At 69.7% G+C, this 26,874-nt stretch carries 24 protein-coding genes and 4 pseudogenes; 13 read left to right on the top strand and 15 right to left on the bottom strand.

Features of this window, described 5'->3' with window-relative positions; genetic code table 11:
* The 3 genes and pseudogenes from ABZY11_RS12835 to ABZY11_RS12825 all read left to right on the top strand — a co-directional run.
* Positions 1 to 307: pseudogene (locus ABZY11_RS12835) on the top strand (ATPase); the annotation flags it as partial.
* Complete coding sequence (locus ABZY11_RS12830) at positions 304 to 741, top strand: roadblock/LC7 domain-containing protein (protein ID WP_356479153.1); 438 nt, start codon at positions 304 to 306, stop codon at positions 739 to 741. The pseudogene ABZY11_RS12835 and the gene ABZY11_RS12830, both read left to right, overlap by 4 nt.
* A 22-nt stretch (positions 742 to 763) precedes the next feature.
* On the top strand, positions 764 to 1,198 hold the full coding sequence (locus ABZY11_RS12825) for a DUF742 domain-containing protein (RefSeq protein ID WP_356479152.1): 435 nt from the start codon (positions 764 to 766) through the stop codon (positions 1,196 to 1,198).
* 96 nt (positions 1,199 to 1,294) lie between these two features.
* On the opposite strand, the gene ABZY11_RS12820 is transcribed toward ABZY11_RS12825, so the two are convergent.
* Entirely contained in the window at positions 1,295 to 1,870 is a 576-nt protein-coding gene (locus tag ABZY11_RS12820) for a TerD family protein (protein ID WP_351262595.1), read from the bottom strand.
* Between the two features lie 158 nt (positions 1,871 to 2,028).
* Positions 2,029 to 2,217: a Sec-independent protein translocase subunit TatA gene (tatA, locus tag ABZY11_RS12815; RefSeq protein WP_356479157.1), complete on the bottom strand. Its 189-nt coding sequence runs from the start codon at positions 2,215 to 2,217 to the stop codon at positions 2,029 to 2,031.
* 255 nt (positions 2,218 to 2,472) lie between these two features.
* Here tatA and ABZY11_RS12810 point away from each other — a divergent pair, with 255 nt between their 5' ends.
* Complete coding sequence (locus ABZY11_RS12810) at positions 2,473 to 3,912, top strand: LCP family protein (protein WP_356479151.1); 1,440 nt, start codon at positions 2,473 to 2,475, stop codon at positions 3,910 to 3,912.
* 28 nt (positions 3,913 to 3,940) lie between these two features.
* Here the strand turns inward: ABZY11_RS12810 and ABZY11_RS12805 are convergent, their stop codons facing one another.
* Genes ABZY11_RS12805 through ABZY11_RS12795 form a run of 3 tightly spaced genes read right to left on the bottom strand, consistent with a single transcriptional unit; the run spans position 3,941 to position 7,567 of the window.
* Complete coding sequence (locus tag ABZY11_RS12805; protein WP_356479150.1) at positions 3,941 to 4,501, bottom strand: GNAT family N-acetyltransferase; 561 nt, start codon at positions 4,499 to 4,501, stop codon at positions 3,941 to 3,943.
* Positions 4,498 to 7,218, bottom strand: coding sequence for a magnesium-translocating P-type ATPase (mgtA, locus tag ABZY11_RS12800; protein WP_356479149.1), 2,721 nt, complete (start codon positions 7,216 to 7,218; stop codon positions 4,498 to 4,500). Before mgtA ends, ABZY11_RS12805 begins: the two co-directional genes overlap by 4 nt.
* A complete protein-coding gene (locus ABZY11_RS12795; RefSeq protein ID WP_356479148.1) occupies positions 7,202 to 7,567 on the bottom strand; it encodes a metalloregulator ArsR/SmtB family transcription factor in 366 nt (121 codons plus the stop codon). Before ABZY11_RS12795 ends, mgtA begins: the two co-directional genes overlap by 17 nt.
* A 421-nt stretch (positions 7,568 to 7,988) precedes the next feature.
* On the opposite strand from ABZY11_RS12795, the gene ABZY11_RS12790 reads away from it, so the two are divergent.
* The 5 genes and pseudogenes from ABZY11_RS12790 to ABZY11_RS12770 all read left to right on the top strand — a co-directional run.
* Positions 7,989 to 8,615, top strand: a complete 627-nt coding sequence (locus ABZY11_RS12790) for an ATP/GTP-binding protein (RefSeq protein ID WP_356479147.1) — start codon at positions 7,989 to 7,991, stop codon at positions 8,613 to 8,615.
* 140 nt (positions 8,616 to 8,755) lie between these two features.
* Positions 8,756 to 9,169, top strand: coding sequence for a roadblock/LC7 domain-containing protein (locus ABZY11_RS12785; RefSeq protein WP_356479146.1), 414 nt, complete (start codon positions 8,756 to 8,758; stop codon positions 9,167 to 9,169).
* Between the two features lie 95 nt (positions 9,170 to 9,264).
* Positions 9,265 to 10,338, top strand: coding sequence for a DUF6397 family protein (locus ABZY11_RS12780; RefSeq protein WP_356479145.1), 1,074 nt, complete (start codon positions 9,265 to 9,267; stop codon positions 10,336 to 10,338).
* Positions 10,339 to 10,431: 93 nt separating this feature from the next.
* Complete coding sequence (locus ABZY11_RS12775) at positions 10,432 to 10,920, top strand: GNAT family N-acetyltransferase (protein ID WP_356479144.1); 489 nt, start codon at positions 10,432 to 10,434, stop codon at positions 10,918 to 10,920.
* 132 nt (positions 10,921 to 11,052) lie between these two features.
* Positions 11,053 to 11,422: pseudogene (locus ABZY11_RS12770) on the top strand (LAETG motif-containing sortase-dependent surface protein); the annotation flags it as partial.
* A gap of 139 nt (positions 11,423 to 11,561) precedes the next feature.
* Here ABZY11_RS12770 and ABZY11_RS12765 read toward each other — a convergent pair.
* The gene (locus tag ABZY11_RS12765) at positions 11,562 to 13,694 is read right to left on the bottom strand and encodes a SpoIIE family protein phosphatase (protein ID WP_356479143.1); all 2,133 of its coding nucleotides are present in this window, start codon (positions 13,692 to 13,694) and stop codon (positions 11,562 to 11,564) included.
* A 243-nt stretch (positions 13,695 to 13,937) separates the two neighbouring features.
* On the opposite strand from ABZY11_RS12765, the gene ABZY11_RS12760 reads away from it, so the two are divergent.
* Positions 13,938 to 15,011: an enoyl-CoA hydratase/isomerase family protein gene (locus ABZY11_RS12760; protein ID WP_356479142.1), complete on the top strand. Its 1,074-nt coding sequence runs from the start codon at positions 13,938 to 13,940 to the stop codon at positions 15,009 to 15,011.
* Between the two features lie 36 nt (positions 15,012 to 15,047).
* On the opposite strand, the gene ABZY11_RS12755 is transcribed toward ABZY11_RS12760, so the two are convergent.
* From ABZY11_RS12755 to ABZY11_RS12725, 7 genes are all read right to left on the bottom strand, one after another.
* Complete coding sequence (locus ABZY11_RS12755) at positions 15,048 to 16,511, bottom strand: L-fucose/L-arabinose isomerase family protein (protein ID WP_356479141.1); 1,464 nt, start codon at positions 16,509 to 16,511, stop codon at positions 15,048 to 15,050.
* Positions 16,512 to 16,597: 86 nt separating this feature from the next.
* Positions 16,598 to 18,076, bottom strand: a complete 1,479-nt coding sequence (locus ABZY11_RS12750) for a rhamnulokinase family protein (RefSeq protein ID WP_356479140.1) — start codon at positions 18,074 to 18,076, stop codon at positions 16,598 to 16,600.
* 105 nt (positions 18,077 to 18,181) lie between these two features.
* Positions 18,182 to 20,227, bottom strand: a complete 2,046-nt coding sequence (locus tag ABZY11_RS12745) for a bifunctional aldolase/short-chain dehydrogenase (RefSeq protein WP_356479139.1) — start codon at positions 20,225 to 20,227, stop codon at positions 18,182 to 18,184.
* Positions 20,228 to 20,292: 65 nt separating this feature from the next.
* Complete coding sequence (gene rhaI / locus ABZY11_RS12740; protein ID WP_356479138.1) at positions 20,293 to 21,459, bottom strand: L-rhamnose isomerase; 1,167 nt, start codon at positions 21,457 to 21,459, stop codon at positions 20,293 to 20,295.
* Positions 21,460 to 21,756: 297 nt separating this feature from the next.
* Complete coding sequence (locus ABZY11_RS12735; RefSeq protein ID WP_356479137.1) at positions 21,757 to 21,984, bottom strand: hypothetical protein; 228 nt, start codon at positions 21,982 to 21,984, stop codon at positions 21,757 to 21,759.
* 88 nt (positions 21,985 to 22,072) lie between these two features.
* Entirely contained in the window at positions 22,073 to 22,564 is a 492-nt protein-coding gene (locus tag ABZY11_RS12730; protein ID WP_356479136.1) for a hypothetical protein, read from the bottom strand.
* A 119-nt stretch (positions 22,565 to 22,683) separates the two neighbouring features.
* Complete coding sequence (locus ABZY11_RS12725) at positions 22,684 to 22,806, bottom strand: FAD-linked oxidase C-terminal domain-containing protein (protein ID WP_356479135.1); 123 nt, start codon at positions 22,804 to 22,806, stop codon at positions 22,684 to 22,686.
* Between the two features lie 151 nt (positions 22,807 to 22,957).
* Between ABZY11_RS12725 and ABZY11_RS12720 the strand changes: the two genes are divergently transcribed.
* From ABZY11_RS12720 to ABZY11_RS12710, 3 genes and pseudogenes are all read left to right on the top strand, one after another.
* A complete protein-coding gene (locus ABZY11_RS12720) occupies positions 22,958 to 23,803 on the top strand; it encodes a pentapeptide repeat-containing protein (RefSeq protein ID WP_356479134.1) in 846 nt (281 codons plus the stop codon).
* 181 nt (positions 23,804 to 23,984) lie between these two features.
* Positions 23,985 to 25,349 carry a radical SAM protein gene (locus ABZY11_RS12715; protein WP_356479133.1) on the top strand — a complete coding sequence of 455 codons (1,365 nt, stop codon included), beginning with the start codon at positions 23,985 to 23,987 and terminating at the stop codon, positions 25,347 to 25,349.
* Between the two features lie 146 nt (positions 25,350 to 25,495).
* A pseudogene (locus ABZY11_RS12710) lies at positions 25,496 to 25,724 on the top strand (SDR family NAD(P)-dependent oxidoreductase); the annotation flags it as partial.
* Positions 25,725 to 25,926: 202 nt separating this feature from the next.
* Here the strand turns inward: ABZY11_RS12710 and ABZY11_RS12705 are convergent.
* Both ABZY11_RS12705 and ABZY11_RS12700 read right to left on the bottom strand, forming a co-directional pair.
* The gene (locus ABZY11_RS12705; protein ID WP_356479132.1) at positions 25,927 to 26,568 is read right to left on the bottom strand and encodes a maleylpyruvate isomerase N-terminal domain-containing protein; all 642 of its coding nucleotides are present in this window, start codon (positions 26,566 to 26,568) and stop codon (positions 25,927 to 25,929) included.
* Between the two features lie 175 nt (positions 26,569 to 26,743).
* Positions 26,744 to 26,833 (bottom strand): annotated as a pseudogene (locus tag ABZY11_RS12700) (IS5/IS1182 family transposase); the annotation flags it as partial.
* Positions 26,834 to 26,874: the final 41 nt, after the last annotated feature.

Genomic DNA, 26,874 nt, shown 5'->3' with positions numbered 1-26,874 from the left:
GGCGGACCGGCCCGGGGCCGTGGCCCACACGGACCCGCGGCCCGACGAGGACCCCCAGCCGCGCCGGGTGCGGCAGGCCAGCCTCGTCCCGCAACTCCGTGAGGAGCCCCGCCCCGACGAACCGTCACCGGGCGACGCCCCGAACGGCACCGGCAGCCCCGGTGTGCGCACCCCCGAGCAGGCCAGGGACCGCATGACCGCCTACCGCAACGGCTGGATGCGCGGCGGTGGCACGGCTCCCGGCACCTCCGCGCCCCGGCCCGGCGCCACCGACCCCCGTCCACGCAGCGAAGGAGACCATGAATGATCGCGAACGAGAGTACCGCCGGGCGCCGCACCCCGGGGGAACTCGACTGGCTGCTGGACGACCTGGTGGCACGGGTCGGCGAGGTCCGGCATGCCGTGGTGCTCTCCGGCGACGGCCTGGCGGTGGGGGCCTCCAGCGCACTCTGCCGCGAGGACGCCGAGCATCTCGCCGCGGTGGCCTCGGGATTCCACAGCCTCGCCAAGGGCGCGGGCCGCCAATTCGAGGCCGGGAACGTACGGCAGACCATGGTCGAGATGGACGAGGGCTTTCTGTTCGTGGCAGCGGCGGGCGACGGATCGTGCATCGCCGTGCTCAGTACGGCCTTCGCCGATATCGGCCTGGTGGCCTACGAGATGGCCCGGCTCGTCAAACGCGTCGGCGAGCATCTGCGTACCCCGCCGCGGTTCGCCGCACCCCCGTCGGCCGTCGGCTGAGCGGGCGGAGGCGGCCGTGTCCATGACCGATGAGGTCCCGGGAGACATTCCGCGTCCCCCGGGACCACGCCTGCTTCCGGGCAGCCAGTGGTACGACGCAGAGGCCGGTCCACTGGTCCGTCCGTACGCGGTGACGGGCGGGCGGACCGAACCGGGCCCCAGCGGCGCGCAGTTCGATCTGATCGCACTCGTCACCTTCGACGACCACGCACCGGACCGCTCGCAGGAGTGCCTGCTCGGCCCCGAACACCGGGCCCTGCTCACGCTCTGCCGATCGGAGTCCCAGTCCGTCGCGGAACTCTCGGCCGATGCCGACCTTCCCGTGGGCGTCGTCCGCGTACTCCTCGGGGATCTGCTCGAAGCCGGGTATGTACGCGTCAGCCGCCCCGTACCGCCCGCGCAGTTGCCCGACGAGCACATCCTGCGTGAGGTGATCAACGGCTTGCGGGCCCTGTAGGAGTGCGCCGGGCGAGCGGGCCGTACGGGCCCCTCTCCCCGCTCCGACGGAGGGGGAGAAGGGGCCCGCGCCCGTTGTACGCGAGGAGCGTCCCGATCAGACGTTGACGCCGTAGTCGGACGCGATCCCCGCCAGCCCCGAGGCGTAACCCTGGCCGACCGCACGGAACTTCCACTCCGCACCGTGCCGGTACAGCTCGCCGAAGACCATGGCGGTCTCCGTCGAGGCGTCCTCGCTGAGGTCGTAACGGGCCAGCTCGACGCCGTTCGCCCGGTTCACCACGCGGATGAACGCGTTGCGGACCTGGCCGAAGCTCTGCCCGCGGCTCTGCGCGTCATGAATGGAGACCGGAAAGACTATCTTGGCCACATCCGACGGGACGGCCGACAGGTCCACATTGATGGATTCGTCGTCGCCCTCGCCCTCACCGGTCAGGTTGTCGCCGGTGTGCTGGACCGAACCGTCCGGGCTCGTGAGGTTGTTGTAGAAGACGAAGTGCAGATCGGAGAGGACCTTGCCCGCGTCCGAGCACAGCAGTGCGCTCGCGTCCAGGTCGTGGTCCGCGCCCGTCGTCGTCCGTACGTCCCAGCCCAGGCCGACCGTCACTGCGGTCAGGCCGGGTGCCTCCTTCGACAAGGAGACGTTTCCGCCCTTGGCCAGGGTCACACCCATGAACTTCCTCCATTGATCCAGTGGTCCAGCGATTTGGTGAACGGCGCTGCTTCGGCCGTCACCCGGTCAACGACGGTGTCGTGACCATGGTTCCCTTGCTTGCGCAAGCCTTGAAGTGAACGTATGTGAGGCGTGCCGTACGTTGGTGGGCCGGTGTCCTAAGCGTGTGGATCGGTACGGGGCGCCTGCACATCGGTCTCCTTCATGGCCTTCGCCTCACTCTTCAGGATCCGCATGGATTTGCCCAGGGCCCGTGCCGTGTCCGGCAACTTCTTCGAGCCGAACAGTGCGATCACCACGATCGCCAGGATCAACAGGTGCCAGGGTTCGAGACCGTTGCGCAACATGTGCATCCCGCCCTTCCTTTCGCTGCTTTGGCCGGATTCTCCGCTCGGCCTTCGCGGACAGTACTTCAGGCTGGCTGTAGGCAGGTCCGATGATCCACTCGAACATCAATACTTGCTACATTGCGCAACTGTACAACCATGGAGTGGCGGAGCACGTCTTGCCTCATGGAAACCGGACGGACGGGGTGGGCGATGACGGGAAGTCGCAAAGCGGGAGCGGGCAGGGGAAGGGCCGGCCGCCTGCGCCGGACAGTCATGTTCGGGCTGTCGTTCCTCGTGCTGCTGGTCGCCGGTGTCGGGTGGGGCTACCTCAAACTCGGCGGCAGCATCGACACGTTCAGCGCGGACGGGATCTCCGACAACCGGCCGCCAGGTTCCTCGCAGGGGCAGAATGTCCTGGTCATCGGGTCGGACTCGCGCTCGGGCGACAACAGTAGACTCGGTGGCGGCACGGGCGCGGTGGGGCGCTCCGACACCGCGTTCCTCCTCCACGTGTACGGCGACCACAAGCACGCGGTGGCCGTGTCCATTCCGCGTGACGCGCTGGTCGACATCCCGGCCTGCAAAGGGCCCGGCGGCGAGTGGACCGCCCCGCAGCACGACGCGATGTTCAACGGGGCGTTCTCGGTGGGGGAGACGGCCGAGGGAAACCCGGCCTGCACCCAGAACACCGTCGAACATCTCACCGGCCTGCGCGTCGACCACACCGTCGTCATCGACTTCGCCGGATTCTCCGCGCTGACCTCGGCCGTCGGCGGCGTTCCGGTCTGCCTGCCCCAGGACATCTACGAGCGCGACCTCAGTCCGAAGCGGCCCACCCGAGGGGCCAAGATCTTCGCGAAGGGCCCGCAGACCGTTGCCGGGCAGCGGGCACTCGACTACGTCCGGCTGCGGCACGGCATCGGCGACGGCTCCGACATAGGGCGGATCAAGCGGCAGCAGGCCTTCGTCGCCTCCCTCATCAAGAAGGTCAAGTCCCAGGGGCTGAACCCCACCACTCTGCTGCCCCTGGCCAATGCGGCCACCGACGCGATGACCGTCGACCCCGGACTCGGATCGGCCGACCGGCTGCTGTCGTTCGCCATGTCGATGAAGCAGATCGACCTGCACAACACCAAGTTCGTGACCGTCCCCTGGCGATACGAGGGTGCCCGCGTCGCGATCGTCGAACCGGACGCCGACGCGCTCTGGGCCTCGCTGAAGGCCGACCGCACGGTCGACGGCAAGGACGCCAGCGGCAAGGGCTCGGGCAAGTCGTCCGACAACGGCGACGGAAAGGGCAGCGGCCAGACGTCACCCGCGGCGGACGCCCCGGTTTCCGGCAAGGGAATCAGCGTCGCCGTCTACAACGGAACCACGGTCAGGGGACTCGCGGCCCAGGCGGCCGAGTTCCTGCGCTCCCGCGACTTCACCGTCACCACCACGGCCACGGCGAGCAGGCAGGACCACACCTCGACCGTCATCGAGTACGGGCCGGGACTGCGGGACCAGGCGGAGACCACCGCACGGCTCTTCGCCGGAGCACGGACGACGGCGTCCGCCAGCGCCGGAATCCAGGTGATCCTGGGCAGTTCCTACGCACAGAACCCGACGGCCGCACCCGGGTCACCGGCCCCCTCCACCGTTCCGTCCGCCGTTGCCGACGGAGCCCGGTCGGCCGACGACGACCCGTGCGCGGATCTCTCGTACGGCTGACCCGCCGCCAGGAGCGGGCCGGCGGGGGTCAGCGCGGCGCCCCGCCCGTCCGGAGCTGCAGTGCCGGATGACGGGGTGCCGCGAAGCCGTACGACTCGTACAGCGCGGCCCCGTCCTCGGTGGTGTTCAGATTGACCACCGTGACCCGGGCCTCCTCGCGGAACCAGGTGAGCAGGGCGTCCAGGCAGACCCGGGCATGCCCGAGACGGCGCCGCCGGGGATCGGTGCTGACATTGGAGACGTGCCCCTGCAAGCCGCTCAGGTTCGCCGGGGCGGGGGCATGCGCGTGGCACGTTCCGACCGCACTGGCGACGACGCCGAGCTCCGGATCGTCGACCAGGAACGCGGCGAACACCCCGGGCCGGCGCAGCCGCTCGGCGAACCACTGCGCGGAGGCCGCCCGCCACGGAGCGTCGGGGCTGCCCGTCTCCACGCCCATCCCGGCCAGCATCAGCCCGCGCAGCCGCACCAACGCGGGCACGTCGTCGAGCGTGGCACGACGGGCACGCACCACCTGCCCGCCACCGATACCCGGACCGGTGCCGGTACTGGTGCCGGTCTCCTGACGGCCGGTGCGCGACGGGATCACGAGTGGCTCCACTTCTGCTCGTAGCGGGTACGGGCCGCCCGCAATCCGTAGGCGTACAGGACCAGCACCGTTGCCAGCAACAGGTAATAGAGCGGTGGCAGGGCGCTCATGCCCAGCAGCCCGCCGAGTGGGGTGAGCGGCAGCAGCAGGCCGACCACCGCGAGACCGCACGCGGCCAGCCGCAACGGACCGCCGCCGCGACCACCGGCAACCCGTCCGCCGGTACGGAGCAGCAGCATCACCAGGGCCTGGGTGAGCAGGTTCTCGGTGAACCATCCGGAGTGGAAGGCCTCCTGCCCGCCGGAGGTCGCGGAACCGTGCAGGGCGAAGGCCAGCACGGTGAACGTCGCCAGGTCGGCGGCGGCGTTCAGCAGACCGAAGCCCGTGATGAAGCGGAGGAAGTCGCGCGGGCGCAGCACCGTGGGCCACCGCAGCACCTCGGCCGAGGGCCGGTCGCAGGCGAAGGCCAGCTGTGCCACGTCGAAGCACAGGTTCTGCACCAGGACCTGCGCCGGAAGCATCGGCAGGAACGGCAGCATCAGCCCCGCCGCGAGCATCGCGATGACATTGCCGAGGTTCGACGAGAGCGTGATGCGCAGGTACGTGGCGATGTTCCCGCTGCAGTGCCGGCCGGCGGTGATCGCCTGATCGATGGCCGCGAGGTCCTTCTCGGCAAGAACCACGTCCGCGGTCTCCCGCGCCACATCGACCGCGTTGCGCGGACAGATGCCGACGTCCGCCGCGTGCATCGCGGGCAGATCGTTGACCCCGTCACCGAGGAATCCGGTGGTCCGCCCGGCGGAGCGCAGCGCGGACACGATCCGTGCCTTGTGCTCCGGCGTGCAGCGGGCGAAGACCCTGACCCGGTCGGCGGCCTCCGCGAGTGCCCCGTCCGACAGCGCGTCTGTACGCTCCGCGGACATGACCTCGCCCGGATCCAGGCCGAGATCCCGGCAGGCACGGGCGACGGTGCCGGGATCGTCGCCGGTGAGGACCTTGACCGCGATGCCCCGTTCCTTCAGCGCGTCCAGCGCGTCCGCCGCGCTCGGTGTGAGCGTGTCCCGCAGAGCGACGAAGCCGAGGAACGTCAGTCCTCTTTCGTCGGCCGTGGTGTACGCACGCGGCCCGGCCGGGCGCTCGGTGCGGGCCACGGCGAGCAGCCGCAGACCGTTCGCGGTCTCGCGGGCGGCCAGTTCGCCCAGCCGGATCCGTTCGGCCTCGTCCAGCGCGCAGCGGTCGAGCACCGCCTCGACCGCTCCCTTGGTCACGAGCGTGTGGACGCCGAGCCTTCCGGGGCGGCGGACGACCGCGGTGGCGAGACGGCGCACCGGATCGAACGGCAGCGCGGCGACGCCGTCATACGCGGACGGCGTCTCCTCCCGCTCCTCGGCCGCGTCCAGCACCGCCTCGTCGAGCGCGTCGGGGGTGGGCAGATCGGCTAGCTGCAGCGTCCACAGGGCGTTGACGGCGGCCCAGTGGAGTGCCTCGGGATCGGACCGGCCCGACGCGTCCAGCGAACTCTCGACGACCGGCCGGTCCTGGGTGAGGGTTCCGGTCTTGTCCACGCACAGCACGTCGATCGCTCCGAGATCGTGCAGCGCGGGCAGCCGCTTGACGATCACCCCGTGGTTCCTGGCGAGCAGCGAAGCGCCCCTGGCCAGCGCCGTCGTGACGATCACCGGCAGCATCTCCGGAGTCAGCCCGACAGCCACCGCGACGGCGAACGGCAGCGTCTCCAGGCCCCGGCCGCGCAGCGCCGCGTTGGCCATGAGTACCAGGGGCGGAGTGAGCAGCATGAAGCGGATCAGCGTCCAGGAGATACCGTGCACCGAACGGTCGAAGGCGCTCGTGCCGCGGCGGCGCGCCGAACCGTCGTACGCGGCGGCGAACCTGGTTTCCGCCCCCGTCGCCGTCACCACCGCCGTACCGCTGCCGGATGCCACACTGCTGCCCTGGAAACACAGCTCCGGCCGAGCGAACGGTCCTTCCTCGTCGCTGCCCCCGGTGTCGGCGTCGCGTGGCCGTGACGGCGTGTCGACGGGGTGCTTCGCGACCGGCGCCGACTCGCCGGTGAGCGCCGACTGATGCACGGTCAGGCCACTCGCACGCAACAGCCGCACATCGGCAGGTACGAGATCACCCGGACCGAGCCGGATCACATCGCCCGGCACCAGATCCCCGACCGGCACCTCACGCTCCTGCGGCGCGGCATCGGGCCCCGCGCGACGCAGTACGGTCGCGGTGGTCGCCACCAGCTCCCGCAGCGCGGCCGTGGACCGGTCCGCCCGGTGCTCCTCCGCGGAGCGCAGCAGACAGCTGACGACCACGAGCACCAGCGTCACGCACGCCGTGCCCCACGAGGCCACCGCCGCTGAGACCAGGCCCAGACACAGGAGCACCGAGGTGAACGGATCGCGCAGACTGCGCAGGAAACGGCGGGGCCAGGAGACCGGACGCCAGGCCGGCAGCGTGTTCTCGCCGAAGCCTGCCAGCCGTTCCCCGGCCTGTTCCTCCAGCAGCCCCCGCGGTCCGCTGTCCAGCGAGCGGAGAACCTGCAGGGAGGTCGGCGCGGCAACGGCGGCAGTGGCAGTCATGACATCGGGGGCGGCGCCCCGCCCGGCTGCCGCGCCCGCCATCGGCACGACGACGGCGGACGGGCCTTCGGGGTCGGTGCTGCCGGGACCTGCGGCGGCACTGCTCTCAGGCACCGAGCCCACGGAGGCGTGAGGTATGAGCGGGTGCGTGTCCGGCGCGCTCTGCGAGCTGGCCGACCATCAGCCGGACGACGGTCACCACATCGGGATCGTCGACCAGATAGACCTGTCGGCGGCCCTCGCGCCGGGACCGTACGAGACCTGCCAGTTTGAGTTTCGTCAGATGCTGGCTCACCGAAGGCAGGGTGCCGCCCACCCGGTCCGCGAGTCCGGTCACATCGCTCTCGCCCTGGGACAGGGCCCACACGATGTGCAGCCGCGCGGGCGTCGCCAGCAGGCCGAAGGCTGCCGCGGCCTCCACCAGTACATCCGCGGGCGGATCCTCGAAACCGCCGTCGGCAGCTCTCGACACTCTTGCTCTCCCTGTCCGCGTGGCTCGATTTCCCGCACCCGAGGTCTTCAGTGTAGGCGCCGGACGGCCGCCGTCCGCGGGCCGCTCGGGCAGCCGCGGCCCGGACGCCCGGACTCACCGTGCCCACCGAAGGAAGGAACGGGCCCTTGCGCGTATGACCGGGAACGGCAGGCGTTGTCCCGGCAGACGCGTCGGATTGTGGAGTGATCCGGGCAGCGAATGAGCTGAAACGGTCACATCACCAAAGAATCGATCTCATCCCTCGGCGCAGGTTCTTCTTTGCCATGCTGTCGGCCTGCGCAGGCGGGGGCAGGCGGGAAGCCGGTGTGCGCTTGACGGCGGTTCACGGGAACCGAGCCCGCAAAGCAGCTCTGACCTGCTCGTTCGATGTCCAGGGACTCTCTGGTGAGAGAAGTGATCGATGCCTTCCGAACACGCTGACCACACATACGGGGAGACGGCCGGGGAGGCCGCGGAGACGGATGCTCTCGCACTGAAGATATTGGTCGCCGGCGGCTTCGGGGTCGGAAAGACAACGCTGGTCGGTGCCGTCAGCGAGATCCGGCCACTGCGCACGGAGGAACTTCTCAGCGAGGCGGGGCAGTCGGTCGACGACACGGACGGCGTCGGTCAGAAGACCACCACAACCGTCGCCATGGACTTCGGACGGATCACCATCCGGTCCGGTCTCTCGCTCTATCTGTTCGGCACACCGGGCCAGGACCGCTTCTGGTTCCTGTGGGACGAGCTCTCCCAGGGCGCGCTCGGGGCCGTCGTCCTCGCCGACACCCGCCGGCTGGAGGACTGCTTTCCGGCCGTCGACTACTTCGAGCACCGCCGCATCCCCTTCGTCGTCGCGGTCAACTGCTTTGCCGGCGCGCGCACGTACGGTGAACGCGAGGTGTCCCGCGCCCTCGATCTCGACCTCGGCACACCCGTCGTCCTGTGCGACGCGCGCGACCGGGACTCCGGCAAGGAAGTCCTGATCCGCATGGTGGAGTACGCCGGCCGGATGCACACCGCCCGGCTCCTCGACTCGGTGAGCTGATCCTCCCGGGTGCTCCTCCGCCGCCTGCCACGGGGCCCGGACCAAGCCACATGACCGAGGAGCGCTTGCCCCTGCGTGACCAGTGCGCAAGGCTTACGGCAACGGGGCACGGGGAACGTATGAGCGGGGAGGAGCGGGGAATGGCGCTGGACAGGGGACTCGACTGGCTCCTTGACGACCTCACGAGCAGGGTCGAACACATACGACACGCGCTGGTGCTGTCCAACGACGGCCTGGTGACGGGGGCGAGCACGGGTCTGGCCCGCGAGGACGCCGAGCATCTCGCAGCGGTCTCGTCCGGGCTGCACAGCCTGGCCCGTGGGTCGGGCCGCCACTTCCGGGCGGGGAAGGCCCGGCAGACCATGGTGGAGTTCGACGAGGCACTGCTTTTCGTGACGGCGGCGGGCGACGGCAGTTGTCTGTGTGTGCTGAGCGAGGCCGAGGCCGATGTCGGCCAGGTCGCCTATGAGATGACGCTGCTTGTCAACAGGGTCGGTGAACATCTGGGCGTCGCCGCGCGGCAGGCGAAGGACGAAGGAGCCGACCGCATCTGATCCGGCCGCGGGAGTTATCCACAGGCCGGGCGGGCGCAATTCCTTCCGGGTTACGGTGCTCACAGAGAGTAACCGAGCTTGCGGGGGAGAGTTTCATGGCTGTTACCGAAGACGTGTGTACGGAGTCCGCTGCTGTGAAGGCGGCGAGCGCAGCCGCCGCAGGCACAATGGCGGTGGGCACGGCGGCCCAGGAACTCCGCTTGAAGCGCGGCGAGTTCGCGATCGCCGTCCATCTGGGACTGATTCGCCTGACTCTGCCACCGGACGGCGGAAGGCCGAGGGCCGGCTGCGAGGAGGTCGACCGCCTCCGGTCGCAGGAGGGGTTCCCGGAGGCGCTGCGGGAAAGGGTGCGCACGGTCGGTACGGCAAAGGGGGCTCAGCAGCTCGGGATCAGTCCGGACCGCTTCACCAGGCTCGCCCGTGCGGGATGCCTCACGCCGATCACGTTCTACCTCAACCGGTACCGGGCGATCGTCTGGCTCTATCTCGCCGACGAGCTCACAGGGTTCGCCGCCCGGGAATCCCGGCTCCTGACCGGCAGGAGCCCGGCCTGGCTGCGTGACCAGTTGGCGGGAGGCACCGATTGCCGGGCGCGCAACTGGCGCTCGCGCCGGGTCGAACGACTGCTGAGCCTCACGGAGGACCCCTGGGCCCGGGCGGCCGTGCTCGCGGACTCGCTGGACCCGGTGCAGTTGGCGGAAGTGGTCGACGATCCGTACGAACGCGCGTACCTCGCCAGGATCCGGCCCGAACCTGCCTTCGGGCCGACCGGGCCGCCCTTGGCGCGGGAGACCATGGCGTATCTGATGCAGGCCGACGAACCGGACGAGATGCTGTGGCGGCGGGTGAGCCTGATCATGGAGTTGGACAATGCCCGGGAGGCCCGACCGGCGCCGCGTCCCGGCGGCGAATGGCGCGCCATGCCGCGCCCGGGGAGTGTGCGGGAAGGCACGCCGGATTCCCCGGCCGATGCCGGACCCGGTCCGGCGTCAGTGCCCGTTCCTGCCATTCCGCCTCGATCCGGCCCGGCGCCCGGCCCTGCCCAAGCGCCGACGGACGTAGCGGAACCCGCACTTGGGCTGCTCGCCCGGATCGGACTGCGTGGGCGCACAGCCAGGGCCGCGAGCCGTCGGAAATCCGGGCCGGGGCGTGCGTCGTTCGGCGCGTGACGAGGAGGCTGCCGCCGGCCACGACCGATGGGCGCGCCTGCCCGATGGATAAAGAACTAGCGGAGGGAAAACGACACCGGCATCCTGGCTCCCATGCTGATCAGGGAAGCCACCACCGAGGACTGGCCCGCCATCTGGCCGTTCTTCCACGAAATCGTTGCCACGGGCGAGACCTTCACCTACCCACTCGATCTCGACGAGGTCGATGCCCGCTCCTGGTGGGTCCTGGAGTCCCCCAACCGTACGGTCGTCGCGGTCGACGACGACGGGACGATCCTCGGCACGGCCAAGATGAACACCAACCACATGGGCAATGGCTCGCACATCGCCAGTGCCAGTTACATGGTCGACCCCAGGCATTCGGGGCAGGGCGTCGGCCGGGCCCTGTGCGAGTACACCCTGGAGTGGGCCCGCGCGTCGGGATTCAGGGCGATGCAGTTCAACGCAGTGGTGGAGACGAACATGCACGCCGTCCGGCTCTACCGTTCGCTCGGTTTCGAGATCCTGGGAACGCTGCCCGAGGGGTTCAACCACCCGGAACAGGGGTTTGTCGGGTTGCACATCATGTACCGCCGCCTCTGACAACGGCTTTTCCGGTCTCTCCGGCAACACCTTCGCCGGCTGCTCCGGGGGGCGCCCACGCGGTCCTGTCCTCCGTGCCGTACCGTCATGTACGAACCAGTGGCGATGTGCGGGCAGTTGATCCACAAGAAGCTCGAACTGCCCGCCCACGACAAGGAACTGAAGGTCCAGCTAGTCGTCAAGGCCGGTGACGGCGACAACTTCTCGCGCGACGAGACCAAGACGGCACCCGTGTGCGAGGACAACCACCCCGCCGCCCGCGCCGTCCGAGGGCACACCGTCCCCGGCTCCGTCCACCGAGGCGCCCCACATGAGCGCGACGCCCAGCGACGCGCCTTCGACGTCCGCGCCCGCCGTGGTCCCCGAGCCCCGGCTCGCCCGACCTGGCCGAGACGGGTTCCTCGTCCGCCACTCCGGTCATCGCCGGAGCGGCCGTGGCTGTACTTCTGGGGGCGGCGGCATCATGTGGTCCGTGCGCAAGCGCCGTACCCCACAGCACTGACGAATGAACCGGGGCTCCTGACACGGGCTGTGCCGGAACCATCGGCCGAGGTGGTGCCGCCCCACGCCTGGCACGTGGGGCGGCGCGTCACCCCGGACGGCCGCCGCCGGCAGGGGCGGCGAGTTCCTCGGGGCCGTCGTCACACCTGCTGCGCGTTCGGCGGGGGAGTGGTGGCGGGTGGCACCGGAGGCCCGATCTCGCACCAGACCGCCTTGCCCTCGCCGCGCGGCTCGATGCCCCACCGGGTCGCGACGGCATCCAGGAGCAGCAGGCCCCGCCCCGATGTCGCGGTTTCGCCCGGGCTGCGACGCCTCGGCCAGGCGCTGGAGCGGTCCTGCACGGAGAGGCGGACCCGCCTGACGGGCTCCGGCAGCACCTCCAGAGTGAGGACCGCGCCGCCTTCCGTGTGCAGCAGGACATTCACCAGCAGCTCGCCGGTCACCAGCTCCGCATCGTCCGCGAGTTCGGCCATGTCCCAGTCGGTCAGGGCTTGACGCACGATGGTCCGGGCGTCGGACAGCCCCTCCGGATCCGCCTGGTGGATGTACTGGTGCAACCGCGGGGCCCGTGGTGACCCGGGGTCCGGGCTGCGCCGAAGCACCAGAAGGGCAACGTCGTCCCCCGACCCCCAACGCTCCCAGAGCTGGTCCGACAGATGGTCCGCCAGTGCCTGGGCGCCCGCCGGCCCCACGCTCACCTCGTTGATCAGCGCCCGCACACCCGCGTCGATGTCGGCCCCCGGCTCCTCCACCAGCCCATCGGTGTACAGGACAAGCGTTTCGCCCGGCACCAGGTCGAGGCGGGTCTCCGGGAACTCCTCGTCCTCGAACTCGGTCGAGATGCCCAGCGGCAGACCTCCCCGGACCTGGGGGCTGCCGACCCGGCCGTCCATATGCCGGATCAATGGGCCGAAATGCCCGGCCCGGACCACGCGCACGGTCCCCGACGCGAGATCGACCTGGGCGTACGTACAGGTCGCGAAGCGGTCCGTGTCCAGCTCGGCGAGGAAACGCGAGGCTCGGGCCAGCACCGTCGACGGAGGATGCCCCTCGCCGGCGTACGCGCGCAGGGCGATGCGCAACTGGCCCATGATGGCGGCGGCGTGCGTGTCGTGACCCTGTACGTCACCGACCACGATCCCGAACCGGTTCTTGGGCAGCGCGATCACGTCGTACCAGTCACCGCCGACCTGACGTCCGCTCCAGGCGGCGTGGTAGCGCACCGCGATCTCGCCGCCCTCGATCTCCTGGATCCGCCGCGGCAGCATCGCGGACTGGAGGCCGGTGGCGAATTCGCGTTCCTCGTCGAAGAGCTTTGCGCGCTGCAGGGACTGCGCCACGATGGCGGCCAGCCCCAGACACAGATTGCGCTCATCCGCGTTGAAGGACGTGCTCTCGCGGTAGAAGAGCGCCAGGGTGCCGAGGGAACGCGCCTGGGCCACGAGGGGCAGATAGGCGGCGGCCCGGAACTTCAGCCGGTCGGCGCAGGGAGCCAGTGCGGGGTAGCGACGGATGAGAGCCGAGACCGAGGTCAGGAACCGGGGCCGGCCGCTGAGAACGGTGTCCGCCAGGGGGAACCGCCGGTCCAGCCCGGCGTCCCCGAGCGCGTCGATCGCCTCCACCGAGTTGCCGCTCAGCGCGATGACGCTCAGCGTGGTGTTCTCGACGAGACCGAGCGAGAGACCGTCCGCTCCGAGCCTGGCAAGTGCGCTGGGTCCGGTGAGCGCGGCGGTCACATCGTCGACGGTCACCGCGCGTGAGAGCGCGCTCGTTGTGCGTTCAACGATGCTGGTCTGCCGCTGCCGCCGTTTTTCCAGGTCGAGCAAGAAGGCCGAATGGGTGACTTCCGCCGTGGCGTCCTGCACCACCCCGACGACCCGGTGCGCCTGGCCGTCGTCGCTGCGCAGTATGCGTGCCTGGATATGGGTCCACTGGTCCCTGCCGTCGTCCATCGGCACCCGGATATGAACGGTGTACGAACTGCGTCCGCTCCTGATCGCCTCGTCGATCGCCAGATCGAGACGGGTCCGTTCCGACTGTTCGAGCCGGTCCAGCACGGTCTCGGGCCGCGAGTCGAAGGTCTGCGGGTCCAGACCGAACACCAGCAGCCCGGCATCGTCCATGTCGAGCGTCCCGGCCCGCATGTCCCACTCGAAGCTGCCCGTCCGGTTCATGGCAAGCCGCTGGACCGTCTCGTTCTCGCCGTTGTGGGTCTTCTCGATCAGCAGGCGCGACGGGACGGAGGTGCTCGGTTGCTGGTCGTGATCGGTCATGGCTGCTCCGGAGGTCGCCGGGCGGAGCTACCGGGCGGCACGGCCCGTACTGGGTGACTCAATTGTCGAACCGCTTCCGGCAGGTTGCCACAGCGGAAACCTGGCAGAATCCGGCCCGAGGACCGGACCGGTCGGGCTCGGGACCCCTGCTGATCCGGCACGGACCCCGCCCCGCAGAATGGCAGCGGAAGATCGTCCGCGATCGGCGGTCGATACGGCACAGGGGCTGACCGGAGCGCGTCCATGAATCACGAAGATCCAGTTCTGCTGCACACCGAAGGCCGGGTCCGGCACATCACGCTCAACCGTCCACGTGCGCTCAACGCGCTGAATCACGCCATGGTCGCGCGCGTCACCGAAGCACTCGCCGACGCCGAGCTCGACGACTCCGTCACCGCGGTCCTGATCACCGGGGCGGGCGAGCGCGGCCTCTGCGCGGGCGGCGACATCCGGTCCCTCTACGAGGACGCCCGGGCAGGCGGCAGCACATCGATGGACTTCTGGCGCGACGAGTACAGGCTCAATGCCCGCATCGCCCGATTCCCCAAGCCCTACGTCGCGATCATGGACGGCATCGTGATGGGCGGAGGCGTCGGCGTCTCGGCCCACGGCGACGTCCGCGTCGTCACCGAACGCTCGCGCGTCGCCATGCCCGAGACCGGCATCGGATTCGTCCCCGATGTCGGTGGCACGCACCTGCTCGGCGCGGCGCCCGGTGAGCTCGGCACCCACCTGGCGCTCACCGCGGAAGCGGTCGGCGCGGGCGATGCGCTGCTGTGCGGGCTCGCGGACCACTTCGTACCGTCGCAGCGGCTCGCCGAACTCACCGCTGACCTCGCCGGTTGCGGAACGGCAGCCGAGATCGGGGTGACGGTGCGGCGGCACGCCTCACCCGCGCCGGACGGTGAACTGGCCGCGCACCGTGAGTGGATCGACTCCTGCTACCGGGCGGACACGGTCGAGGAGATCGTCGACCGGCTCGAAAACAGTGGCGTCCCTGCCGCCAAGCAGGCCGCCGAAACCATCCTGACCAAGTCGCCCACCGCCCTCAAGGTGACCCTCTCCGCTCTGCGCAGGACACGCGGGCTCGGCAGCCTGGAAGCGGTGCTCGACCAGGAGTACCGGACTTCGTGCACCGCCTTCACCAGGCCCGACTTCGTGGAGGGCGTGCGGGCCCAGATCATCGACAAGGACCGCAACCCGCAGTGGAGCCCGCCGGCTCTCGCCGACGTCACCGAGGCCGACGTGGCACGCTTCTTCGCCCCGCTGGGCGACCGCGAACTCGGCCTGGCCGCCCCCTCCAGGACGACGGACTGAGACGCACTGAGGCGGGGCGGAGACCACGTACGGGATTCAGAGGTCGTTCGGCCCGTCGACCCTGCGGAACGGGATGCCGAGCAGGTCGGCCGCGGCCTTGAGGTCCTTGGCGCGATGGCCGGTGCACAGCGTCCAGTGGTGACCGATGCCGGTCGCGGACCAGGCATCGGTCCACTCGCCGGGGTCGAAACCGAAGTCGACCCGGGAGGTGGTGTTGCCGATCTCCAGCAGCGGTCCGGGCACGACCTCGCCCTCGGAGGCGATGAAGGTGAAGGTCCCGTCGGCTTCCTGACCGATACCGAACGTGGTGACCGGGCCATGCCTGACGTCGAATTCCACGCTCACGCCCCAGCCGCGCTTGCCGTGGTAGACGCCCAGTCCGCGCAACAGCGGATCCTTGGCGCTGATGGCGAGGTGGGCGGGGCCGTCGTGGCCCATCTCGACAACCCGGTCCCGGAAATTGAGGGCCTGGAGTTCGGTGAACGAACCACCGGCACCGATGGTGTCGGAGATCAGCATGGCGAGGCTGGTGCGCAGTTCGTACTCACCGGCCATCGGGATGCCGCGCGCGGTCAGCAGCGACGCGCCGAGGATCAGGCCGGCGCCGAGCCGCTCGTGGATCTCGCCCTCCAGGCCGCGGTGGTAGTAGGCGAGACTGTCGAGTCCGAAGTCCTCGACGAGCCGGTCCAGTCCGACCGAAACCCGTGCCGCCCAGGCGAGGTCGTCCTCGTCGACGGAGTCGTCGAGGGTGAAGACCGTACGCGCGAGCTCGACGCGTTCGGCGGCAGCCTCGTCCGTCACGGCGGCGACCCGGACCCGCAGGTCGTCGAATTCGAGGACTTCGACATGCCCGCCGAACTGGGTGGAGACCAGCGTCATGTCGGTGGACACGTCGAGCATGCCGGGGTAGAGGTGGCCCATCAGACCGTGCCGGCCGTGGCGCAGTGCGCCGCGCACCCTAGCGGCGCGGATCCAGCGGCGGATCCGCATCCACGCGTTCTCGTCGTGCAGATGGCCCGAGACCGAGCGGAAGGGGATGCCGCCGCGCCGGAACACATTGGCGACCTCCGGCAGCGGGCACTGCCCGCAGTACGCCAGCCACTTGCCCGTGTCGGTGTCCGGGTGGTCCATCGCCTCGGTCGGCTGGAGGTCGATCACCAGCACCGGAGCCTGCGTGCGCTGGGCGATCGGCAGCACCATCGAGGCTGTCAGATACGTCGTCAGAAACGTCACGACGATGTCGCAGTCGGCCGAGCGCAGCCGTTCCGCGGCCTTCGCGGCCTCCTGCGGGTCGGAGATGAACCCGGCGTCGACGACCTCGCAGTCCATCTCCTCGAACCGCCCGGTCACGAAGCGGGCCGACTCCCGCAGCCGGTCGAGCAGACCGGGGAACTGCGGCCAGTACGCACCGAGTCCGCCGGACACCAGACCGACACGGGTACGACGGCGCGTGGTGCGGGTGAGCACACCGCCGAGCACGGCGGGCGAGACATCAGTCATGAGTTTCCTTCCTTCGGTTCCGTCGAGGGTCCGGGCTTCCCCGAAGGGAGCCCGGACTTTCCGGCGCGAGCAGGGGGCGAGTGGGCTCAGGCCGGTTCCAGCCTCGCGGCGGCCCGGTCCCAGGCCCGCCGGTCCCCCCGCGGGGTGTAGTGGCGCAATTCCTGGGTCTGTGCCACCAGTTGTCGCATGTCCGTGAGGTCGCCCACCAGTCCATGGGCACGTGCCTGCAACAGGATGTTGCCGAGCGCGGTCGCCTCGGCCGGGCCGGCCGTGACGGGCAGCCCCGTGGCATCCGCGGTCCACTGGCACAGCAGCTCGTTGCGCGACCCCCCGCCGACAAGGTGGATCCGGCTCAGCTCCCGCCCCGCGAGGCCGGCAGCCTGCCGCAGAGTCCGGCGATGAGCCAGCGCCAGGCTCTCCAGGACACATCGGGCATAGCCGCCGGGACTGTCGGGCGGTACCTGCCCGGTCCCCACGAGATGGGTGTCGATACGCGAGGGCATGTCACCCGGTGAGAGGAACGTCTCGTCGTCGGGATCGATCAGCGCCGCGAACGGCCGGGCGCGGGCGGCCTCCGCGAGCAGCTCGGCCAGGCCCAAAGCCTGGCCCCGCCGTTCCCAGGTCCGTCGGCACTCCTCCAGCAGCCACATCCCCATGATGTTGCGGAGATAGCGGACGGTGCCGTCCACCCCGCGCTCGTTGGTGAAGTTCGCCGCGCGGGAATCCTCCGTCAGTACCGGAGCCGTCAGCTCAAGTCCTGCCAGCGACCACGTACCGCATGACACATAGGCGAAACCGGGCTCGGTCGCGGGCACCGCCGCGACCGCCGACGCCGTGTCGTGCGAGGCGACGGCCGTCACCGGCGTCCCGGCCGGCAGACCCGTGTATTCGGCAACATGCGGCAGCAGTGTCCCCGCCGGATCACCCGGCTCACGCAACGGCGGGAACCACGAACGCTCCAGACCCAGCCGGCCGATCAGCGCATCGGACCAGCCGCCGGCCGACGCGTCGAACAGACCGGTCGTGGACGCATTGGTGATCTCCGCACCCACCGCGCCGGTCAGCCAGTGCGTCAGCAGATCGGGGAGCAGCAGCATCGTCCGGGCCGCACCCCACTGGGCACTCGCACGGTGAGCAGCCAGCTGGAACACGGTGTTGAACGGCAGATGCTGCAATCCGCTGACGGCATACAGCTCCTGCGCCCCGCACACCGTCAGCACCTGCTCGGCCGCCCTTCCGTTCCGGCTGTCGCGGTAGTGGAACGGCAGCCCGAGCAGCGCCCCGTCCGCATCGAGCAGGCCGTAGTCGACGGCCCAGGTATCGATGCCGATCGAGGCGATCGGACCGTTGCGCGCAGCGGTCCGCAGACCGTCCAGCATCCCCTGGTACAGCGCGAGCACGTCCCACCGCAACCCGTCCGGCAACCGGACCGGCGTATTGGCGAATCGGTGCGCCTCGGTCAGTACGAGCTTCCCGGGACCGGCCAGACCGGTGATCACCCGGCCGCTGGTGGCACCGAGGTCCACGGCGGCGAAGGTCGCGTCGCTTGGTGACGTCACAGACATGGGAATCTCATCCGGTGATCGCGGAAGAACGGGACATCTTGGGAACTCGCGTCGTCTCGGGAACGCGGGTCCCCGCCGGAACGCTCGGCATCGCTGGAAGGCGTGTCATCGAAGGAACGCCGCGGCCACACCGGCATCGACGGGAACATGAAGTCCGGTCGTGTGCGTGAGGTCCCCGCCGGTCAGCGCGAAGACGGCATTGGCCACATGCTCCGGGAGCACTTCGCGCTTGAGGAGGGTCCGCTGGGCGTAGAACTCGCCGAGCTTCTCCTCCTCGATGCCGTAAGTCGCCGCACGCTGGGCGCCCCAGCCGCCTGCGAAGATCCCCGAACCGCGCACCACGCCATCCGGGTTGATGCCGTTGACCCGGATCCCGTGCTCGCCCAGCTCCGCCGCCAACAGCCGCACCTGGTGAGCCTGGTCGGCCTTGGTGGCCGAGTAGGCGATGTTGTTCGGACCCGCGAACACGGCGTTCTTCGACGTGATGTAGACGATGTCGCCACCGAGATTCTGCGTCCTCATCACCCGGGCGGCCTCGCGCGACACCAGGAACGAGCCGCGCGCCATGATGTCGTGCTGAAGATCCCATTCCCGGGCCGTCGTCTCCAGCAGCGGCTTCGAGATGGAGATCCCGGCGTTGTTCACCACGAGATCCACACCACCGAACGCCAGCGCCGCAGCCCGGAACGCGCCGGCGATCTGCTCCTCGCTGGTCACATCGACCGTCACGGCGACCGCCTTGTCCGACCCGCCGAGCTCCTGTGCCACCGAGGCGGCGTTCTCCGCGTCGATGTCCGCGACGACGACACACGCCCCCTCCGCGACCAGCCGGTGCGCGATGGCCTTGCCGATGCCGGACCCCGCGCCCGTGACCAGCGCCACCCGGGTGGCCAGCGGCTTGGCCTTCGGCATCCGGCGGAGCTTGGCCTCCTCCAGCTCCCAGTACTCGATCCGGAACTTCTCGGACTCCTCGATCGGTGCGTACGAGGAGACGGCCTCGGCGCCACGCATCACATTGATGGCATTGAGGTAGAACTCCCCGGCGACCCGGGCCGTCTGCTTGTCCTTGCCGAAGGAGAACATGCCGACCCCGGGCACCAGCACGATCGCCGGGTCCGCACCGCGCATCGCGGGGGAGTCGGGCGAGGCATGACGCTCGTAGTACGCGCGATACGCCTCCCGGTACTCCCCGTGCAGCTCCTTCAGCCGCGCCGCCGCCTCGTCCAGCGGGGCATCCGCCGGCAGGTCGAGCACCAGCGGGCTGACCTTCGTACGAAGGAAGTGGTCCGGGCACGAGGTGCCCAGCGAGGCGAGCCGCGGGTGTTCGGTACGGGCGAGGAAGTCCAGCACCGGCTCCGTGTCGGTGAAGTGGCCCACCTGCGGACGGTCGGTGGAGGCCAGACCGCGGATCAGCGGGGCGAGCGCGGCCGCACGCTCCCGGCGCCGCTCCTCGGGGAGCGGCTCCCGGCCCCTCCAGGCGGGGCCGAAGGGTTCGGCCCTGCCCCGTTCCTGGAGGAAGGTCTCGGCGGTGCGGATCATCCAGAGGGCATTGCGCTCGCACTCCTCGGACGTCTCGCCCCAGGCCGTGATGCCATGGCCGCCGAGGATCACTCCGACGGCCCGCGGGTTGGCCGCCTTGACCGCGGCGATGTCCAGACCGAGCTGGAACCCCGGCCTCCGCCAGCCCACCCAGGCCACTTTGTCCCCGAAGCACTCCGCAGTCAGCTTCTCACCGTCGACCGCGCACGCCAGCGCGATCCCCGAGTCCGGATGCAGATGGTCGACGTGAGCGGCCTCGATCAAGGCATGCATCGCCGTGTCGATGGACGGGGCCGCACCACCCTTGCCGTGCAGGCAGTAGTCGAACGCCGACACCATCTCGTCCTCGCGCTCCACCCCCGGGTACACGTCCTTGAGAGCCCGCACCCGGTCCAGGCGCAGCACGGCGAGCCCGGCCTCGGTGAGCGTGCCGAGATCACCACCGGAACCCTTGACCCACAGCAGTTCGGTGTCGCCGCCGGTGACCGGGTCGGTTGCGGGGGCCTTGACCGATGTATTGCCACCGGCGTAGTTGGTGTTCCGGGCGTCGGAGCCGATCCGGTGGGCGCGTTCCAGCAGCGCGGCGACTTCGGTATGCGTCGCGGAGGTCATGAGTTTCCTTCGTGGTCGGGGTCCGTCTGAACCGGTCGATGGTCGGGCGGGGGAGCGGGCGGGGCTCAGGCGCCCCAGCCGGCCTGATCGCCACCGACCCGGGCGGCGGCGATCCGCTCCTGGTTGCCCGAGGCCAGGTAGGCGGCGAACGGGTCCCTCGCCAGGCCGAGTTCCTCACGCACCTCGGCCAGCAGCGGACGCACATCGGTGTTGTACGCATCCATCAGGGCGCCGTTCGCGGCCAGTACATCGCCGGACTGCTGCGCGGCGCTCAGCGCCGCCATGTCGACCAGCAGAGCCTTGGCGGTCGCCTCCTGCACATTGGCGACCGACCGGATCACGGCGGGGATCTTCGCCTCGATGTTGTGACACTGGTCGAGCATGAAGTTGACGTTCGTCTCGGGCTTGAGGCCGTCGTTCCTGACCACCTCGTGCATGATCCGGAACAACTGGAACGGGTCGGCGGCCCCGGCCATCAGATCGTCGTCCGCGTAGAACCGGGAGTTGAAGTCGAAGGCGCCGAGCTTTCCCGCGCGCAGCAGCGAGGCCACGATGAACTCGATGTTGGTGCCCGGCGCGTGGTGCCCGGTGTCCACGACCACCTGGGCCTTCGGACCGAGGTTCAGGCAGTGCGCGTACGCCGTACCCCAGTCCGGCACGTCCATCGTGTAGAACGCGGGCTCGAAGAGCTTGTACTCCAGCAGCATCCGCTGCTCGGCCCCCAGACGCCCGTACACCTCGGCCAGCGCCTCGGCGAGCCGGTCCTGACGGGCCGTGATGTCGTCCTGCCCGGGGTAGTTGGTGCCGTCGGAGAACCAGAGCTTGAGATCGGGAGACCCGGTCTCGTCCATGATGTCGACGCACTCCAGCAGATGGTCGGTTGCCTTGCGGCGCACCTTCGGGTCCGGGTGGGTGACCGAACCGAGCTTGTAGTCGTCGTCCTGGAAGACGTTGGAGTTGATCGCCCCGATCCGCACCCCGAGATCCTCGGCATGCCGGGTCAGCACGGCGTAGTCCTCGACCCTGTCCCACGGAATGTGCAACGACACCTTCGGCGCCACACCCGTGAACGCGTGCACCTGCGCCGCGTCCTCCAGCTTCTCGAACGGGTCGCGCGGCACACCCGGCTGCGCGAACACCTTGAACCGCGTCCCGGAGTTCCCGTACCCCCACGACGGTGTCTCGATGACCTGGGACTTCAGAGCTGCCTTGACGGCCGACACATCAGACATGAACACCTCGTAAGCAGAGTCATCCAGTGACCGGATACCTTTCGGATGAATGAATCGTTTCATCCAGGTCGTACGCTAGGTTTGCTCAGTCGTTCAGTCAAGTCGCCGGTCGGGTTCTCTTGGTGTCTTGAATCAATTCACCGTGCGGGTGCCCGGTCCGCCGACTCGTTCTGAGCATGGTGGCGCACCGGGGCGACGAGGTGAAGAGTGACGGCTTGAGGCCGGCCGGGGCGATTCGGCCGGCCTCGTCCAGCGGTGGAGCACCAGGCGACCGCGGTGCCGTTCAGCAGGGTTGACTCAGCGGCCACTGCCGGACATGCTCGGCTGGAGAGAGCTCACGAGGTCGAAGAACCGGGACTCGTTACCGAACAGGCCGGCACGCTCCAGCGCACCATCGGCCTCGGCGATCGGCGAGGCGAGCAACGGCACGTACAAGGGGCCGTCGTCCGGCTCCGCGAGCGCGGCGCGAGTGGCCTCCAGCAGTCGGACATACGCCTGTGCCGCGGCGAGTTCGTCATTGCACATCTCAGCATCTCCCGGTCAGAGGTGTCGGACCCACCAGCATCCCCCATGGGTCTGACAACGCCCGCCGACGGCGGCGCGGGGGCGCCCGCTACCCGCTGTTCGGTCGTCGCGCACCGGCCGGTGGCTCGACCTCCAGGAATCTTCGACGACGCGCTCCCCGGTACAGCAGCACCGTCCAGCCCAACTCCCGCAGCACGGCCGCGCACCGGGCCAGCTCGGCCTCCTCCGAACGGGCGGCCCCGCTGCCGGGCGGACCGAGCCACTCGACACGTACACCGCCCGGTGCCTCGCCCCGCTGCAAGCGGTAACCGGTCGCCGTACGCAGGCCCGATCCGTCAACGGCCGAGGCGGCAAGGCCTGATGCCTCCAGAGCGATGGCGACCGCCCGTACCGGCCGGTGCGTCTCCCACTGCGCGGGTACGCCCTGCGGGTCGGCGTGCCCGGAGTTCGTCAACCGACGGATCTGGAGCAGCCCCTCGAACGCCGTCCGAACGGAGGCGGCGCGCCTCGCGTCCGGTGCCGGAGCCGTCGGGCCGTCCCCGGTGGCCGGTTCGAACCCGGTCCCGTCCTCGGTGTCCATCAGCGTCCCCCTTCGCCCGTGCCCTACTGCTGCCAGTGTGCGTCGTGCCACTGACAGTGGCTCGGGCGCGGAGCACCGGCCGTTCCCGTCGCCGATGCCACCACGCCCGATGCTCCGGGTCACGCCTGCGGGGCGTCCCCTTCACCGGCACGCGCCGGCCCGATACCGCCGAGCCCCTTGCCCGGGTTGAGAATGCCGTGCGGGTCGAGCGCCGCCTTCACCGCGTGGTGCATGGCCGGCACCGCGGAACCAGCTCTCTGTTCATCCCGTGCTCGCAGAGGTCGGGATCGGTCGGCCCTCCGAATTCAGTGATCACGAAATTGACGCGAACGGGTGACGGATCCCGATAAGGTCGACCGTCCGACAGCTCCGTACCCAGAGGATCCGCGCACCGTGCCCGACAACGTCCAAGGCCCCGGCACCGATCGCACCGCCCGTGCCGCGCTGCGCGCCGACTGCGCGAACTGCTTCGGGCTGTGCTGTGTAGCGCTGACCCTGACACGGTCCGCGGACTTCGCGATCGACAAGGACGCCGGGAAGCCATGCCGGAACCTCCAGGAGGACTTCCGCTGCGGCATCCACACCGAGCTGCGCACCCAGGGCTTCCCCGGCTGCACCGTGTACGACTGCTTCGGGGCGGGCCAGAAGGTCTCCGGCGAGACCTTCGACGGCCAGGACTGGCGCAGTGCCCCGCGGATCGCCCAGCAGATGTTCCAGGTGTTCCCGGTCATGCGGCAGCTCCATGAACTCCTCTGGTACCTCACCGAAGCGCTGTCCCTGGAACCCGCGCGGCCCCTCCACCAGGAGATCCGGCGCACCCTCGACGAGACGGAACGCCTCACCGGCCTCCCGGCGGACGCGTTCGGTGAACTGGACGTGGCCGGGCACCGCGACGTCGTGGCCGAGCTGCTGCTCCGTACCAGCGAGCTGGTACGAGCGACGGCGCCGCGCAGGAAGAAGCGCGACCATCGCGGCGCCGACCTCATCGGAGCCAGGCTCAAGGGCGCCGATCTGCGGGGCGCCGACCTGCGCGGCGCGTATTTGATCGCGGCGGACCTCACCGGTGCCGATCTGCGTCTGGCCGACCTGATCGGTGCCGACTTCCGGGACGCGGAGCTGTCCGGTGCCGACCTCACCGGAAGCCTCTTTCTCACTCAGGCCCAGCTCAACGCGGCCAGGGGTAACGCGGCGACGAAGCTCCCGCCGTCCCTCAGCCGCCCCGCGCACTGGGACCGGTGAATCCCGGTCCGGAGGCAGCCACCGACGCACGACCCGGCCCGCACCACTGACGGCCGCGGACCGTCCACGCCGCACCGGGACGAATCGGCCGGTGCGTCGGGGCACTGCGGACGTGTCCGGTTCGTTGCACAGTGTGGCGTACCCGGAACGCCGCAGACGACCGGACCGAGGAGTCCCGCACATGCCCAGCAGTACCGACCGCAGCCGCACCGAACCAAGTCCCACGGACGGGAACCGCACCCGTCTGGTCGAGCGCCTCATGGAGCAGTTCCCGCACGTGCCCCGGGAAGCCGTCATCAAGGAGGATCTGCTGCGCGGCGGCGTGGCGTTCGACGAGTCCGCGCTCAGCGACAACGAGGGCGGTGACGTCAAGCCGAAGTCCTACTTCATCTTCTCGTTCGACCACGGCACGCTCCCCGAGCTCGGCGCGGCCGCCCTCCGCCGTCCGCCGGAGGAGATCGTCCTCACCGGCGGTCCGTACGACCTGCGCAGGACCGTCGTGTCGGTGCGGGTCAACCCGGCGTCCCCGTACCGTGTCGCGGCCGACGACGACGGCGTGCTCGGGCTGTATCTCGACGGCCGCCGCATTTCCGACGTTGGTCTGCCGCCCATGCCGGACTATTACCGGCACACGCTGGAGAACGGCAAGTCCGTGATGGAGGTGGCGCCCACCATCCAGTGGGGATACCTCGTCTACCTGACGGTCTTCCGGGTCTGCCAGTACTTCGGGGCGAAGGAGGAGTGTCAGTACTGCGACATCAACCACAACTGGCGCCAGCACAAGGCGGCAGGACGCCCGTACACCGGAGTGAAGCCGGTCGAAGAGGTCCTGGAGGCGCTCGCCATCATCGACAAGTACGACACGGCGAAGACCTCCACCGCCTACACTCTCACCGGCGGGGCCATCACATCCCACATCGGCGGGCGCGACGAGGCCGATTTCTACGGGCAGTACGCCAAGGCCATCGAGGAGCGCTTCCCCGGCCGCTGGATCGGCAAGGTCGTCGCCCAGGCCCTGCCCAAGGCCGACGTGCAGCGGTTCCACGACTACGGCGTGCAGATCTACCACCCCAACTACGAGGTGTGGGACCGCCGGCTGTTCGAGCTCTACTGCCCGGGCAAGGAACGCTACGTGGGCCGTGACGAGTGGCACCGCCGCATCCTGGACTCCGCCGAGGTCTTCGGCCCTCGCAATGTCATCCCCAACTTTGTGGCGGGCGTGGAGATGGCCGAGCCCTTCGGCTTCACCACGGTGGACGAAGCCATCGCCTCGACCACCGAGGGCCTGCGGTTCTTCATGTCGCACGGCATCACCCCGCGGTTCACCACCTGGTGCCCGGAGCCCACCACCCCGCTCGGGAAGACCAACCCGGACGGAGCGCCGCTGGAGTACCACATCCGACTGCTGGACGCCTATCGCGCGACCATGGAGGAGTACGGCCTCAGCTCGCCCCCCGGCTACGGCCCGCCCGGACCCGGGCGCGCCGTCTTCTCCGTCAGCTCGTTCATGGACAGCCTTCCGGCCCGTCCGGACGACGCCCAGTAGTACCGGTTCGGTCGTCGGGGTCCGGGCCCGGGTCCGGACCGCGGCCGCCAGTTCACGCACGACGTGGGCCAACTCCCGCACGAAGTTGTTGTCCGTGCCGTCTACCCAGGCGAACACGGTCCGCAGCGGCTCGGCACACCGGCCAGGAACTGCGGGACCCGATGGACCTGCACTTCTTCGGCCCCGCGGCACTGGTCCGCGCGGTGCCGCCCCACATGCGCCGTCAGCAGTCCGGCTCCATCGTGCAGATGAGCAGCATGGGTGGCCGGTCGCAAGGCCGCGGCGGCCCTCCTCACCGCTCTCGCCGCCGAGGAGCCGCCACTGCGACTGCCGCTCGGCAATGATGCGACCGACGCGATCCAGGCCCACCTCGAAGGGCCCGCACGAGACACTCGCGTGGGAGAAGGTCCGCCGCAGCCCGCCTTCGACGATTGGGCCGTGTCTCTCCGATCACCGGTTCGCTGTTCAGGAGATGCGCAACGGGCGGGACCTCGCGGGTGAGCTACCGCCGGGACAACCCCGCTCTCCTCGACGGCGGTGCTGCACGGGCGGGGTGTCCGACGAAGAGTGAGACTGCCTACAGCACGCGCAAAGCCTGGTCCACATCACGTTCACGTCTGGCCAGCGCATGCAACACGGCCTGATCGCCATGCCGTTCGCGGGCAGCCGCGACCAGCACGTCAACTGCGACGGCGAGCGCGGCTTCGGGCGCCGGGCAAGGAGCGCCCACACTCAATGCCAAGTCATCGAGGTGGATCGTCAGTTCGACACAGCGGGTCTGGAGATAGCCGTCGAGCAGCATTTCCTCTCCTGGTCGGTGGAGGATGGCCACCCGCCGATCGGCCGGTTCCTCGTCCAACCGCCGCGCCAGCCGTTGCCACGCAGCCTGAGCCTGCTCACCCACGACGGTGGGGCCGGCTGCGGCCGTTTCCTCGCTCCGTGCACGCACGCCGACGTTGAGCGCGGAGTCGGGTACGGACGTGCCTACGAGCCTGGCGTAGTAGCGCACCGGCGATACTGGCTCCGCACCGTGCACCTGACCATCAAGGAACCACTCGACCTGCAGAACGCTGCGCGCAAGGTGACCAGCCAGTCCGCCCACTGACATCCCCGGCAGCACTGACTCCTTCTCCCAACAACGCGCCACCTCATCCGCCGCCAGAAGCTGCACAGCCCGTTCGGCAGCCAGCAGGTACGCCTGCCGTATCTCAGTAGTCATGCCAGGCATCTTGCCCGTGTGAAGATCACAGCAGCCAAGGTTTCCAAATAGTGAACAACATGACCAGTGGGTGGACTCGCCTTCAGTGTGGGGCGCCCCCCCGGCGAACGTCGGGCTTTCGAGGAGACAGGCTGCCTGATCGATTCGAACCGGGCGCAATCCGCCTGCTGGGCGGCGTGACGGCCGACGAGAGTGGGCGGCACTTTCCGTCCGCGCTGAGGTGGAGTTTGCGGGGTAGCCGGCCGCGGGAGCGACCGAGGGCTTCGCCTGCCGCACGGCCTTCTCCGGGACCGGGCGCAAGCCCAA

It is taken from the genome of Streptomyces sp. NPDC006510, from assembly GCF_040611955.1.
Classification (GTDB): domain Bacteria; phylum Actinomycetota; class Actinomycetes; order Streptomycetales; family Streptomycetaceae; genus Streptomyces.
The sequence above is the reverse complement of the archived record's forward strand: the minus strand, read 5'-3'. Positions and strand labels throughout refer to the sequence as shown.

Bases quoted from the DNA above. Each gene is read 5' to 3' on its own strand.
- ABZY11_RS12745 (WP_356479139.1), bottom strand. From the start codon at position 20,227: ATGACCTCCGCGACGCATACCGAAGTCGCCGCGCTGCTGGAACGCGCC.
- ABZY11_RS12755 (WP_356479141.1), bottom strand. From the start codon at position 16,511: ATGACTGATGTCTCGCCCGCCGTGCTCGGCGGTGTGCTCACCCGCACC.
- ABZY11_RS12785 (WP_356479146.1), top strand. From the start codon at position 8,756: ATGGCGCTGGACAGGGGACTCGACTGGCTCCTTGACGACCTCACGAGC.
- ABZY11_RS12780 (WP_356479145.1), top strand. From the start codon at position 9,265: ATGGCTGTTACCGAAGACGTGTGTACGGAGTCCGCTGCTGTGAAGGCG.
- ABZY11_RS12730 (WP_356479136.1), bottom strand. From the start codon at position 22,564: ATGGACACCGAGGACGGGACCGGGTTCGAACCGGCCACCGGGGACGGC.
- ABZY11_RS12775 (WP_356479144.1), top strand. From the start codon at position 10,432: ATGCTGATCAGGGAAGCCACCACCGAGGACTGGCCCGCCATCTGGCCG.
- rhaI (WP_356479138.1), bottom strand. From the start codon at position 21,459: ATGTCTGATGTGTCGGCCGTCAAGGCAGCTCTGAAGTCCCAGGTCATC.
- ABZY11_RS12825 (WP_356479152.1), top strand. From the start codon at position 764: ATGACCGATGAGGTCCCGGGAGACATTCCGCGTCCCCCGGGACCACGC.
- ABZY11_RS12750 (WP_356479140.1), bottom strand. From the start codon at position 18,076: ATGTCTGTGACGTCACCAAGCGACGCGACCTTCGCCGCCGTGGACCTC.
- tatA (WP_356479157.1), bottom strand. From the start codon at position 2,217: ATGTTGCGCAACGGTCTCGAACCCTGGCACCTGTTGATCCTGGCGATC.
- ABZY11_RS12765 (WP_356479143.1), bottom strand. From the start codon at position 13,694: ATGACCGATCACGACCAGCAACCGAGCACCTCCGTCCCGTCGCGCCTG.
- ABZY11_RS12830 (WP_356479153.1), top strand. From the start codon at position 304: ATGATCGCGAACGAGAGTACCGCCGGGCGCCGCACCCCGGGGGAACTC.
- ABZY11_RS12760 (WP_356479142.1), top strand. From the start codon at position 13,938: ATGAATCACGAAGATCCAGTTCTGCTGCACACCGAAGGCCGGGTCCGG.
- ABZY11_RS12705 (WP_356479132.1), bottom strand. From the start codon at position 26,568: ATGACTACTGAGATACGGCAGGCGTACCTGCTGGCTGCCGAACGGGCT.
- ABZY11_RS12810 (WP_356479151.1), top strand. From the start codon at position 2,473: ATGTTCGGGCTGTCGTTCCTCGTGCTGCTGGTCGCCGGTGTCGGGTGG.
- ABZY11_RS12715 (WP_356479133.1), top strand. From the start codon at position 23,985: ATGCCCAGCAGTACCGACCGCAGCCGCACCGAACCAAGTCCCACGGAC.
- ABZY11_RS12820 (WP_351262595.1), bottom strand. From the start codon at position 1,870: ATGGGTGTGACCCTGGCCAAGGGCGGAAACGTCTCCTTGTCGAAGGAG.
- ABZY11_RS12735 (WP_356479137.1), bottom strand. From the start codon at position 21,984: ATGTGCAATGACGAACTCGCCGCGGCACAGGCGTATGTCCGACTGCTG.
- ABZY11_RS12790 (WP_356479147.1), top strand. From the start codon at position 7,989: ATGCCTTCCGAACACGCTGACCACACATACGGGGAGACGGCCGGGGAG.